General features: G+C 68.2%; 12 protein-coding genes. 3 read left to right on the top strand and 9 right to left on the bottom strand.

What is annotated here, in order from left to right:
* Nucleotides 1–62: 62 nt before the first annotated feature.
* Entirely contained in the window at nt 63–731 is a 669-nt protein-coding gene (locus BOQ54_RS02445) for a CDP-alcohol phosphatidyltransferase family protein (RefSeq protein WP_055459766.1), read from the bottom strand.
* Nucleotides 732–836: 105 nt separating this feature from the next.
* Here BOQ54_RS02445 and apaG point away from each other — a divergent pair, with 105 nt between their 5' ends.
* Complete coding sequence (gene apaG, locus BOQ54_RS02440; protein ID WP_055459767.1) at nt 837–1,229, top strand: Co2+/Mg2+ efflux protein ApaG; 393 nt, start codon at nt 837–839, stop codon at nt 1,227–1,229.
* Nucleotides 1,230–1,260: 31 nt separating this feature from the next.
* Nucleotides 1,261–2,421 carry an acetylornithine deacetylase gene (gene argE, locus BOQ54_RS02435; protein WP_055459768.1) on the top strand — a complete coding sequence of 387 codons (1,161 nt, stop codon included), beginning with the start codon at nt 1,261–1,263 and terminating at the stop codon, nt 2,419–2,421.
* A 112-nt stretch (nt 2,422–2,533) separates the two neighbouring features.
* Here the strand turns inward: argE and BOQ54_RS02430 are convergent, their stop codons facing one another.
* From BOQ54_RS02430 to BOQ54_RS02420, 3 genes are read right to left on the bottom strand one after another with little or no spacing between them, the layout of a single operon-like run.
* Nucleotides 2,534–3,514 carry an Hsp33 family molecular chaperone gene (locus BOQ54_RS02430; protein WP_071923176.1) on the bottom strand — a complete coding sequence of 327 codons (981 nt, stop codon included), beginning with the start codon at nt 3,512–3,514 and terminating at the stop codon, nt 2,534–2,536.
* On the bottom strand, nt 3,514–4,443 hold the full coding sequence (gene argF, locus BOQ54_RS02425) for an ornithine carbamoyltransferase (protein WP_055459770.1): 930 nt from the start codon (nt 4,441–4,443) through the stop codon (nt 3,514–3,516). The genes BOQ54_RS02430 and argF overlap by 1 nt, the downstream gene beginning before the upstream one ends.
* On the bottom strand, nt 4,443–5,642 hold the full coding sequence (locus BOQ54_RS02420) for an aspartate aminotransferase family protein (protein WP_055459915.1): 1,200 nt from the start codon (nt 5,640–5,642) through the stop codon (nt 4,443–4,445). Before BOQ54_RS02420 ends, argF begins: the two co-directional genes overlap by 1 nt.
* Before the next feature lie 371 nt (nt 5,643–6,013).
* Here BOQ54_RS02420 and BOQ54_RS02415 point away from each other — a divergent pair, with 371 nt between their 5' ends.
* Complete coding sequence (locus BOQ54_RS02415) at nt 6,014–6,559, top strand: GcrA family cell cycle regulator (RefSeq protein ID WP_055459771.1); 546 nt, start codon at nt 6,014–6,016, stop codon at nt 6,557–6,559.
* A 90-nt stretch (nt 6,560–6,649) separates the two neighbouring features.
* On the opposite strand, the gene phoB is transcribed toward BOQ54_RS02415, so the two are convergent.
* From phoB to pstC, 5 genes are read right to left on the bottom strand one after another with little or no spacing between them, the layout of a single operon-like run.
* The gene (gene phoB, locus BOQ54_RS02410) at nt 6,650–7,351 is read right to left on the bottom strand and encodes a phosphate regulon transcriptional regulator PhoB (protein WP_055459772.1); all 702 of its coding nucleotides are present in this window, start codon (nt 7,349–7,351) and stop codon (nt 6,650–6,652) included.
* Between the two features lie 38 nt (nt 7,352–7,389).
* Nucleotides 7,390–8,109 (bottom strand): phosphate signaling complex protein PhoU, encoded by a 720-nt coding sequence (gene phoU / locus BOQ54_RS02405; RefSeq protein WP_055459773.1) that lies wholly within the window; start codon nt 8,107–8,109, stop codon nt 7,390–7,392.
* A gap of 29 nt (nt 8,110–8,138) precedes the next feature.
* Nucleotides 8,139–8,957, bottom strand: a complete 819-nt coding sequence (pstB, locus tag BOQ54_RS02400; protein WP_055459916.1) for a phosphate ABC transporter ATP-binding protein PstB — start codon at nt 8,955–8,957, stop codon at nt 8,139–8,141.
* Nucleotides 8,958–8,989: 32 nt separating this feature from the next.
* The gene (gene pstA, locus BOQ54_RS02395; protein ID WP_055459774.1) at nt 8,990–10,744 is read right to left on the bottom strand and encodes a phosphate ABC transporter permease PstA; all 1,755 of its coding nucleotides are present in this window, start codon (nt 10,742–10,744) and stop codon (nt 8,990–8,992) included.
* Nucleotides 10,737–12,110, bottom strand: a complete 1,374-nt coding sequence (gene pstC / locus BOQ54_RS02390; protein WP_055459775.1) for a phosphate ABC transporter permease subunit PstC — start codon at nt 12,108–12,110, stop codon at nt 10,737–10,739. The genes pstA and pstC overlap by 8 nt, the downstream gene beginning before the upstream one ends.
* Between the last annotated feature and the right edge of the window lie 70 nt (nt 12,111–12,180).

Below are 12,180 nucleotides of genomic sequence, written 5' to 3'. Positions count from 1 at the left end.
GGGGACGACGCCCGGGGCCCGGGCGCGGGAGTTCCGTGATTAGCGCGCTTTCGTGGCAAAGGCTATGGCTGCGCGTGCTCGTCCCGTTCGGGCGGGGAAAAGCCCGAAGCACGCACCTGCGGAGCCTCGCGAAAGCGGTACCAGCCGGCGAGCGCGCGGCCGACGGCGGTCGCGAGCGTCATGGCAGCGAAGGCGTAGGCGATCACCGGAAAATGCTGCGGCAGCGCCAGCATGAGGAGGAAGGCGAGGATCGTCTCCGTGCCCTCCGCGAGGCCGGCCGTGAAATAGATGGACTTTGGGCCGCGCGTCTCGGTCTCCCATCCCCGCCGGGCCGCCACCGCTGCATAGGCGAGGAAGGTCGCGCCGTTGACGTAGAAGCTACCCAGCAGGACCGCCGCGGGGAGCGCATTGGCGTCGGGATCGCGCAGCGCGAAGGCGAGCGGAAAAGCGCCATAGAGGGCGAAATCGCAGACAATATCGAGAAAGCCGCCGCGATCGGTGCGCCGGCCGGCCCGCGCGATCGCCCCGTCGAGACCGTCCGCGACGCGCCCGACGAGGAAGAGAAGGGCGGCAAGGGCATCGAGCCGCAGGACGACCGCTGCGGCGCCGACAAGCCCGGCGGCGAAGCCCGCGAGCGTCACGGCGTCTGCCGCAACGCCAGCTGCGGCCAACCGCCGGCCCGCGACGGCGAGCGGCGGGTCGATGACACGGCGCATGATCCCGTCGAGCATGTCGTGCTGCCTCCCCGGCGCGCGGGGCGATTGACGCTCGGCCCCGTTAGCGCTTACCACGCCGGACGGGGCGTTGTCCGTTCGCGACGTTCACGGAGCTGCGAGATGTACAGGGCCGAAACCAAGGGAATTCGCGTCACTGTCGAGCCGCGTTTCCTCGAGGATGAATCTTCGCCGCGCGACGGACGCTTTTTCTGGTCCTACACGGTCGAGATCGTCAATCTCAGCGCCGAGACGGTGCAGCTCAAGACCCGCCACTGGACGATCACCGACGGCGAGGGCCGCTCGCAGGAGGTGCACGGCCCCGGCGTCATCGGCGAGGAGCCCATCCTTGAGCCGGGTGAGAGCTTCACCTACACCAGCGGCTGCCCCCTTTCAACGGCCCACGGCACGATGGTCGGCTCCTACGACATGATCACGCAGCGCGGCGAGCGTTTTCCCGTGGATATCCCGCTGTTCCCGCTGGACAGCCCCTATGTGCGGCGGGTCATGCATTGATCCTTCGCAGCAGCAACCGATCGGGCCCCGCATGACCGGCACGCGCCTTTCCCCTCTCGACATGCTGGCGCGGCTCGTCGCCTTCGACACCGAGAGCGCCAAGTCCAACCTCGCGCTCGTCGAATTCGTCGCGACCTATCTCGACGGCTGGGGCGTGCGCTACATCCGCCTGCCGAACGCCACCGGCGACAAGGCGGCGCTGCTCGCCACCATCGGCCCCGCCGTGCCCGGCGGTGTTGTCCTCTCCGGCCATACCGACGTCGTGCCCGTGGCCGGCCAGGCCTGGACGAGCGATCCCTACAACCTGCGCGTCGCGGACGGGCGCGCCTATGGCCGCGGCGCGGTGGACATGAAGGGCTTCTGCGCGCTGGCGCTCGCCCTCGTGCCCGAGTTCCTGGCTGCGGATCTCAAGCGGCCGATCCACATCTTCCTCTCCTATGACGAGGAAACGACCTGCCTCGGCGTGGCCGACGGCATCGCCTGCTTCGGCAAGGACCTGCCGCTGCCCGGCGCCGTCTTCGTCGGCGAGCCGACGGGCCTCGAGGTGGCCGATGCGCACAAGAGCGTCGTGACCTTCGAGACTGAGGTGCACGGCGTCGAGGCGCATTCCTCGAAGCCCGAGCTCGGCGCGAGCGCGGTCATGGCCGCCTGCGATCTCGTGGCGGAACTCAACCGCATGGCCGAGGACTTCGTGGCGCGCGGTGACGCGTCCGGCCGTTTCGACCCGCCCTATACGACGATCCACATCGGCACCATCGCCGGCGGCACGGCGCGCAACATCCTCGCGCGCAACTGCGCGTTCCACTGGGAGTTCCGCGGCCTGCCGGATCTCGACCCTCAGGAGATTCCGCGCCGCTTCGCCGCGGTATCCGAGACGGTCCTCGCGCGCATGCGGCGCACGGCGCCGGCGAGCCGCATCGAAACCCTGTGCGAGGTCTCCGTTCCCGGCCTCAGGCCCGACACGGGCTCGGCCGCCGAGACGCTGGCGCTGCGCCTTGCCGGCCGCAACCGCACCATCACCGTGCCCTTCGGCACGGAGGCCGGGCACTTCCAGAACGCCGGCATCGCCACCGTCGTCTGCGGCCCGGGCACCATCGACCGGGCGCATCAGGCGGACGAATACATCACGCTCGCGGAACTAGAGGCGGGCGCCGCCTTCATGCGCGACCTGGCGCGCAGCCTCGCGCAATAGGCGACGTCAGCCACGCCGCTTGCGGAAGGCGAGCTTGGTCCAGCTCACACCCGGCTGGCTGAGCTTGCGCGCGACTGTCTCGTCGGCCGTGCCGCGCCGGTCCTTGCCGTCCTCAGCCGGCATCGGCTTCCTCGGCGACATCGGCCGGGTCGATGTCGTAATGGCGGGAGCAGAATTCGCAGGTGATGCCGATGCGGCCGTTGTCGCCCACCATGTCGGCGCGATCCTCGAGCGAGAAACGCTTGAGCATGGCAAGGATGCGGTGAGACGAACAGCGGCAGCTCTCCTCGACCGCCTGCGGCTGGAAGACGCGAACGCCGCGCTCGTGGAAGAGGCGATAGAGCAGTTGCTCGCGCGTCAACGTCGGATCGAGCAGTTCGTGGTCCTCGACGGTGGAGACGAGGAGCTTGGCCTCCACCCAGGCGTCGTCCTCGTCCGGCCCGGCCGCCGGATTGTGCCCCTCAGGCGCATCGCCGGGATCGAGGTCCGGCCGGCGCATGCGCTCGACCGAGCGCGGCAGGAACTGCACCATGAGGCCACCGGCCCGCCAAGCATGATCGCCGCCCCCCATCGCCTCGCCGACAGCGAGGCGCACGAGCGTCGGGATCTGCTCGGACTGGCGGAAGTACTGGTGCGCCGCCTCTTCGAAGCTCTGCCCCTCGAGCGCCACCACGCCCTGATAGCGGTTCATGTCGCCGCCCTGGTCGATGGTGAGGGCAAGATGGCCGTGGCCGATGAGGTCTCCCGTCGCCGTCGCGCGCGCGGCGATAGCCGCCTCGAGGCGCGCGGCATCGAAGCGGGCGCAGGCGCGCAGCCGGCCCGGCGCGTCGAAATCGACGATGACCATGTCGACCGGCCCGTCGCTGCGCGTCTGCAGCTGGAAGCGGCCATCGAGCTTGAGAGCCGAACCGAGCAGCGCCGTCAGCACTAAGGCTTCGCCGACCACGCGCGAGACAGGGGGGGGATAGTCGTGGCGTGCGATGATCGTGTCGACGCTCGTCCCGAGGCTGGCGACGCGGCCGCGCACGTCGAGCCCCTCCACCGCGAAGGGCAAGACGCGGTCGTCGCCGGCCGGCGGCGCAGCCATGTCCATTACGCGATTGCTCCCAGACACCAAGCCAGAATACCCTTTTGTGCATGGAGGCGGTTCTCCGCCTCGTCGAAGACGACCGAAGCCGGCCCGTCCATCACCTCGTCCGTCACCTCCTCGCCGCGGTGCGCCGGCAGGCAGTGCATGAAAATGGCATCCCTGGCGGCAGCGGCCATCAGCTTGCCGTTGACCTGATAGGGCCTCAGCAGGTTGTGGCGGCGGCCTTCGTCCTCGTCACCCATGGACACCCAGCAGTCGGTGACTACCGCATCGGCCCCCTCCACTGCTGCGAAGGGGTCGCTCGTGACATTGACGCGCGCGCCCTCCCGCCGGGCGAAGGCGATGACCTCCTCGGGCGGGGCGAGCTCCGGCGGGCTCGCGATGTTGAGCGTGAAATCGAGCCGCGCCGCGGCGTGCACCCAGGAGGCGAGCACGTTGTTGGCATCACCCGACCAGGCGACCGTGCGGCCCGTGATCGGGCCGCGATGCTCTTCAAAGGTCAGCACGTCGGCCATGATCTGGCAGGGATGCGAACGCTTCGTCAGCCCGTTGATCACCGGCACGTCGGCATGGCGGGCGAGCTCCAGCATCGCCTCGTGATCGAGGATGCGGATCATGATGGCATCGACATAGCGCGACAGAACGCGCGCCGTATCGGCGATGGTCTCGCCGCGGCCAAGCTGCATCTCCTTGCCCGTCAGCATCAGGGGCTCGCCACCGAGTTCGCGCATGGCGAGGTCGAAGGAGACGCGCGTGCGCGTCGACGGCTTGTCGAAGATCATGGCCAGCACCTTGCCGGCGAGCGGCTTCTCCTTCGGCGGCTGGCCTTTGCGGCGCCCGGCCTTCAGCGCGGCGCTGGCGTCGAGCACCTGGCGCAGGTCGTCTTGCGTGAAATCGGTGAGGTCGAGGAAGTGGCGCACGGAGCCGCTCATCACGCCGCTCCCTTCTCGACCGAGCGGGCGGCCTCGACGGCGGCGGCGGTCGCCTCCAGGCGTTCCAGCGCCTCGCTCACCTCGGCCTCGCCGATGGTGAGCGGCGGCAGCAGCCGCACCACGTTATCGCCGGCGCCGATGACGATGAGCCTGTTGGCCCGCGCCGCATCGACGAATTCCGTGTTCGGCACGGCGAGCTTGAGGCCGAGCATCAGCCCCTCGCCGCGCACCTCGGCGATGACACCAGGATGCCTGTCCTTGAGCGCGGCAAGGCGCTGCTTGAGGAGCAGGCCGGTCCGCGCCACCTGATCGAGGAAGCCGGGCGCCAGCACCACGTCGAGCACCGCATTTCCGACCGCCATGGCGAGCGGATTGCCGCCGAAGGTTGTGCCGTGAACGCCATAGGTCATGCCGCTCGCCGCCTCGGCGGTGGCGAGGCAGGCACCCATGGGGAAGCCGCCGCCGATGCCCTTGGCCACCGCCATGATGTCCGGCGTGATGCCGGCCCATTCGTGCGCGAAGAGCTTGCCCGTGCGGCCGACGCCGCTCTGCACCTCGTCGAGGATGAGGAGGAGGCCCCGCTCGTCGCAGAATTTGCGCAGGCGGCGCAACGCCTCGGGCGCGACGGCGCGGATGCCGCCCTCGCCCTGGATCGGCTCGATGAGGATGGCGCCGGTCTGCGGGCCGACGACGGCCTCGAGCGCCTCCCAGTCGCCGAAGGCGACCTGGTCGAAGCCTTCGACCTTGGGGCCGAAGCCCTCGAGATATTTCTTCTGGCCGCCGGCGGCGATGGTCGCCAGCGTGCGGCCGTGGAAGGCGCCCTCGAAGGTGACGATGTGGAAGCGCTCGGGCTGGCCCTTGGACGAATGGTAGCGCCGGGCCATCTTGATGGCGCATTCCAGCGCCTCGGCGCCGGAATTGGTGAAGAAGACATTGTCGGCGAAAGTCGCATCGACCAGCCGCTGGGCGAGCCGCTCGCCCTCGGGGATGCGCACGAGGTTCGACGTGTGCCAGAGCTTGCCGGCCTGCGCGGTCAACGCCTCGACGAGATGCGGATGGCAATGGCCGAGGGCGTTGACAGCGATGCCGGCGCCGAAATCGAGGTATCGCTCGCCGCTTCGCGTCACGAGCCACGCGCCCTCGCCCTTCTCGAATTCGATGTCGGCCCGCGCATAGGTCTGCAGAAGCGGCGAAGTCACGTCTCTCGTCTCCGCGATGAGGCGCCGGCCTGCCGCCGGACGCCTCGGATTTTCCCGAAAATCAAAGTGCCGCCCGGGCAGGGGCGGCACCGTCCACAATTTTAGATGGGTCACAGGGACTGTCAATTCAATCGCATTGATACGATCGATCAGCCGGCGCCCGATTGCTGTCACGATCTTGGGGAAAACGCAGATCGGCCGGCGCGAAGCCTTGCTCGTGCCTTCCCTCATATTGTAGCTTCCGAGCCACAGACCACGACATATCGTGTGGCCAATTCCCTATCGGCGCTACCTGCAGCAGGATGCGACGAGGCAAGAGCCTCTTTCGCGCTCCCCTTGCGCGCGCCGGAACGAGCCGGGCGGAGAGAGCGATGAGCGATCAGAGCAATACCTGGAGCGACGAGCGGGTGGAGCTGCTGCGCAAGCTCTGGACCGAAGGCCTTAGCGCCAGCCAGATCGCCGCCGAGCTCGGCGGCGTGACGCGCAATGCCGTCATCGGCAAGGTGCATCGCCTCGGGCTTTCCGGCCGCGCCAAGTCGGCGGCACCGGCGGCCTCCCGGCCGCGGAAGGCCGCGCACACACGCAGCCCGAGCCATCCTATGACGCAGCCATCGGGCCAGACCGTCGTGCGCGGCAACACAGCCCTCGCCGCGGCGCCCGAGCTCGAGACCGAGGCGGTGCCGCAGGAACAGTTCCAGCCCCAGGACGAGGTGGTCGTGCCGCTGAGCGAGCGCGTGACCATCATGGAGCTGCGGGAAGCCATGTGCCGCTGGCCGATGGGTGACCCGACGACGCCGGACTTCCGCTTCTGCGGCGCGCGCTCCCTCCTCGGCATGCCCTATTGCGCGCACCATGCGCGCATCGCCTACCAGCCGGCGGCGGACCGTCGGCGCGAGAAGAAGGTGATGCGCTCCTGACCGGGGACAGAAGCGGCCAGCAAAGAGGCCGGAGCGGGCCGCTCCGGCCTCTTTGCTGGCCGCACCGGGGGATGGCGGCAGCATCGCGCTTCACTCCGCGTGCGAAAAGGTCTCGTCGAAGGAATAGCCGGCGCCGCGCACCGTGCGGATCGGGTCCGGCTTGCGGGCCCGGTTGATGGCTTTGCGCAGGCGTCCGACATGCACGTCCACCGTGCGCTCGTCGATATAGACGTCGTGGCCCCAGACGCCGTCGAGCAACTGCTCGCGCGTGAAGACACGGCCGGGGCTCTGCATCAGGAACTCGAGCAGCTTGAACTCGGTGGGGCCGAGGTGAAGCTCGCGGCCAGAACGGCGTACGCGCCGGGTCTCGCGGTCGAGCTCGATATCGCCGGCGGTGAGCACGGTGGCCACATGGCCCGGCTTGGCGCGGCGCAGCAGGGCACGCACGCGCGCCAGGAGCTCCGGTACGGAGAAGGGCTTGACGACGTAATCGTCCGCGCCGGTCGCGAGACCGCGCACACGCTCGCCCTCCTCGCCCCGGGCGGTGAGCATGATGACGGGCAGCCGTTCCGTTTCCCGGCGGGCACGCAAGCGCCGGCATAGCTCGATGCCGGACAGTCCCGGCAGCATCCAGTCGAGCAGCACGAGGTCCGGGACCTGCTCGCGCAGGCGCACCTCGGCCTCGTCACCGCGCGCGACGGCATCGACGGTATAGCCTTCGGCCTCGAGGTTGTAGCGTAGGAGGAGTGTGAGCGGCTCTTCGTCTTCGACGATGAGGATACGGGGTCCCATCGGTCCTTCCGTGGTGGACGCTGGCGCGTGATCGACACTTACTGCCGGCCGGAGACCGGCACGGTGGTGAAGCTCGAGTCGTCGCTCTTCGGCCGTTCGGCGGCGAGCGGCTTTCCGGTGACAAGATAGTGGATGGTCTCGGCGATGTTGGTGGTGTGGTCGCCGATGCGCTCGATGTTCTTGGCGAGGAACAGGAGATGCGTGCAGAAGCTGATGTTGCGCGGGTCTTCCATCATGTAGGTCAGCAGTTCGCGAAAGATCGAGGTGTAGAGCGCGTCGATGCGATCGTCGCGCTGCCACACGTCGAGCGCGCGGGCCGTGTCCTTCTGCGCATAGGCGTCGAGCACATCCTTGAGCTGGGCCTGCACGAGGTCGCTCATGTGCTGCACGCCACCGACGATCTTCTGCGGCTGCATCTCGTTGCTGATGGCGACGACACGCTTGGCGGTGTTCTTGGCGAGGTCGCCGACGCGCTCGATATCGCCCGCCACGCGGATGGCGGAGACGATCTCGCGCAGGTCGACCGCCATCGGCTGGCGCTTGGCGATGGTGAGCACGGCGCGTTCCTCGACGTCGTGTTGCAGGGCATCGAGCCGCTCGTCGACGGCGATAACCGCCTGGGCGAGGGCTGCATCGCGCCGCACGAGGGCTATCGTCGCATCGCCCAGCATCTTCTCGGCGATGCCACCCATCTCGGCGATCTTGCTGCGCAGGGTATCGAGCTCGACGTCGTACGAGCTGACGATATGATCGGTCATCGTCGGCAATCCTTGTTGCTGCGGCAGCCTCAGCCGAAGCGCCCAGTGATGTAGTCTTGCGTCCGCTTGTCCTGCGGCGCCGTGAAGATCTGCTCCGTCGGCCCCTCTTCCACGAGCTTGCCGAGGTGGAAGAACGCCGTGCGCTGCGAGACGCGGGCCGCCTGCTGCATCGAGTGCGTGACGATGACGATGGTGTAGTTCTCGCGCAATTCGTCGATCAACTCCTCGATCTTTGCCGTGGCGATGGGATCAAGCGCCGAACACGGCTCGTCCATGAGGATGACCTCGGGATTGACGGCGATGGCACGGGCGATGCACAGGCGCTGCTGCTGGCCGCCGGAGAGGCCGGTGCCCGGCGAGGCGAGACGGTCCTTCACCTCCTCATAGAGACCGGCGCGCTTGAGGCTCATGGTGACGACCTCGTCGAGGTCGGCCTTGGAGCTCGTGAGCCCGTGGATGCGCGGCCCGTAGGCGACGTTCTCGTAGATCGACTTGGGGAAGGGGTTCGGCTTCTGGAACACCATGCCGACCTTCGCCCGCAACTGCACCGGGTCGAGATTCCGGTCATAGATGTCGCTGCCGTCGATCTCGATGCGGCCGCTGACGCGGCAGATCGATATCGTGTCGTTCATCCGGTTGATGCAGCGTAGGAAGGTGGACTTGCCGCAGCCGGACGGGCCGATGAAGGCGGTGACCGCCTTCTCAGGAATGTCAATCGAGACATCGTGCAAGGCGTGCTTGTCGGCGTAATAGACGTTGACCTCGCGGGCCACGACCTTCGTCGCTGCCTCGTCCGCGACTTCGGCCACCGTGGCCTTCGCCAGCTCGATGTTCGGCATCGTCGTCATCATTGAGAACTCCCTTCGGCCCGCGACGCGGCTCACCAGCGGCGCTCGAAGCGGCGGCGCAGCAGGATGGCAAGACCGTTCATGATAAAGAGGAAAGCGAGCAGAACCAGGATGGCGGCGGCGGTCTTGGCCTGGAACAGCGGCTCCGGCAGGTCCGACCACAGGTAGATCTGTACGGGCAGCGCCGTCGCCGCATCGGTGATTGAGCCCGGTACGTCGACGATGAAGGCGACCATGCCGATGAGGAGCAGCGGCGCGGTTTCCCCCAGCGCATGCGCCATGCCGATGATGGTGCCGGTCATGATGCCGGGCATGGCGAGCGGCAGCACGTGGTGGAACACCGCCTGCTGGTGCGAGGCGCCGATGCCGAGCGCCGCCTCGCGGATCGACGGCGGCACCGACTTCAGAGCGGCGCGGCTCGCGATGATGATCGTCGGCAGCACCAGGAGAGCGAGGACGAGACCACCGACGAGTGGCGCCGAGCGCGGCAGGCCGAAGAAGTTGAGGAACATCGCAAGGCCGAGCAGACCGAAGACGATCGAGGGCACCGCCGCGAGATTGTTGATGTTGACCTCGATGAGGTCCGTCAGCCGGTTCTTCGGCGCGAATTCCTCGAGATAGACGGCGGCACCGACGCCGATCGGCAGGCACAGGACCAGCGTCACCAGCATGGTCAGCGCCGAGCCGATGAGAGCTCCGAGAATACCCGCCTGCTCCGGCTCGCGGCTGTCGCCAGAGGTGAAGAAGCGGCTGGCGAAATGCGACGCTACCATGCCGCGCTGCTTCAGGTCCTCGAGCCAGGCGACCACCTGGTCGTCAAGCCGACGGTTCGCCTCGGGTTGGGTCAGGGTGAGGATGTCCCACCCACCCGCCGTCACAGCGTCGGTATTGGCCAGCGGCACGAGCACCGTGCCGCGCGCCTCGGAGGCGCCGATCTCGGTCAGCTTGACGATGCCGCCGTTGATGAAGACGAGTTTCGAGGGCAGGTCAGCCGTCAGCCGCTCGGGCGCATCAGCCGCGGCAGCGCGTGCTTCGGCGGCAGCGGCATCGCCCTCGAGGTCGGCGATGCGCTTCTGCAGAGCCTCGCGCTGGTCGCCGGCGACATCGGCCGCCGCGGCGGTCAGCCGTGCGGCCTCGCGACGGTCGGCGGCCGCCTCCTCGCGCAGGCTCTCCTTGACCTCGGCAAGGGCGCGGGCGAAATCGGGGGCCGAGCTCGTCAGCACCACGTCCTCGCCGTCCAGCGTCACCTGCGCCTGCCCTTGGCCGACGCTCTCGCGCCGCCCGGTCATCAGGCCCTTGAGGTAGAGGTCGGCCGCGTCGTCGAGCAGTGCCTCGATCGTCACCGGCTGGCCGATGGCGGAGGGATCGGCCAGCACCCGATTGCGCAGCGTCATCGCCGCGCCAGACGACAGAAGGTCGTTGTTGAGCTTGCGGCGCAAGGCACGCGTCGTGACCTGCGGGAAGAGTTCCTGCAAGCCCCTGCGCAGCACGGCGTCATAATCGCCGCTGCGCAGCGCCTGCGGATCGGTGGTGCCGTCGCTGGACACCTGCTCCAGCGTCGGCGTCACCGTCATGGTCAGGCGATATTCGGTAAAAGCCGGCATCGCCTTGACGATGACGTCGCCGATCAGGACGACGAGGAAGATCGCCGCGAGCGCGATTGCGCCGATGCCATAGGCACGGAACCGTGCCTCCGCGGCGTGGCGCCGCCTCAACCGCGCCTGGGCCTCGGCCGACGAGAGACCGAACCGACGGGCGCCTTGAGGGGGTGCAGCAATGTCAGTCATATTGCTCTCGGTATTTGCGAACGATGCGCAGGGCGATGATGTTGAGCGCCAGCGTGAAGAAGAAGAGCACGAAGCCGAGGGCGAAGGCTGACAGGGTCTTGGCGCTGTCGAACTCCTGGTCGCCGACGAGGAGCGTCTTGATCTGCACGGTAACGGTCGTGACGGCCTCGAGCGGATTGAAGGTGAGGTTGCCAGCGAGGCCCGCGGCCATGACGACGATCATCGTCTCGCCGACGGCCCGCGAGATGGCGAGCATGAGGGCCGAGACGATGCCGGGGAGTGCGGCCGGCAGCACGACGCGCTTGATGGTCTCCGACCGAGTCGCGCCCATGCCGTAGGAGCCGTCGCGCAGCGACTGCGGCACGGCGTTGATGACGTCGTCCGACAAGGACGAGACGAAGGGAATGATCATGACGCCCATGACGAGGCCGGCGGCCAGCGCGCTCTCCGACGCAACGGACAGGCCGAGCGACTCGCCGACGTTCTTGATGAAGGGCGCCACGGTGAGCGCGGCGAAGAAGCCGAACACCACGGTCGGGATGCCGGCGAGCACCTCGAGCACGGGCTTGGCGACGGCCCGGACACGCGGCGTCGCATATTCGGACATGTAGATCGCGGCGAAGAGGCCGACCGGACCCGCGACCATCATGGCGATCAGCATGATGAGCGTGGTGCCGGCGAAGAGAGGCACCGCGCCGAAGGTGCCGGACTGGCCCACCTGATCGGCGCGGATCGCCGTCTGCGGCGACCACTGCAGGCCAAAGAGGAAATCGTACCAAGGATAGCGCGCGAAGAAGCGTAGCGTCTCGAACAGCACCGAGAAGACGATGCCGACGGTCGTCAGGATAGCGACGCCCGAACAAGCGATGAGGACGACCTTGGTGACATGCTCGAAACTGTTGCGGGCCCGAAAGTCGGGCGCCAGGCGCCGACGACCGAAGACGAAGCCGGCCGCAGCCCCGGCGAGGCCGAGCACGAGGAGAGTCACCTCCGCCTCGGTTCGAGCGCCCGCGTAGGCGCCGGCGGCAACGGTCGTGCCGGCATCGGGCGTGCCCGCGAATTGACCGAGAGCGACGAGGCGGGCCTCGCGCAGGCGTCCTTCCTTTTCCAGCGTGGTCTGCGGCGCAAGCTCCGCCGGGAGGGCGGCAAGCGTGCGAGCCTCGACGTAGCGTGGCGCAACCGGTGTCCAGGCCGCCAGGACGACGAGCATGGGCAGGACGCATAGCGTGGCCAGAAACAGGCCGTGATAGACGGGCAACGAATGAAGCCGAGCGCCGCCGCCGACGAAGGCACGCCCCCTGGAACGTCCGAAAGCGAAGGCCGCCAGCGCAACGGCGACAATGAGCAGGAAGAACAAGCTAACCATCTCCGCCCCCGGGAGAGCAGCGGCAGGAGGCCGCGTCGGCGACCGGCTCTACCGCATTTTGACGGCAAAA

Origin of the sequence: Chelatococcus daeguensis (assembly GCF_001887265.1) — a bacterium.
GTDB classification, from domain to species: Bacteria; Pseudomonadota; Alphaproteobacteria; order Rhizobiales; family Beijerinckiaceae; genus Chelatococcus_A; species Chelatococcus_A sambhunathii.
The sequence above is the reverse complement of the archived record's forward strand: the minus strand, read 5'-3'. Positions and strand labels throughout refer to the sequence as shown.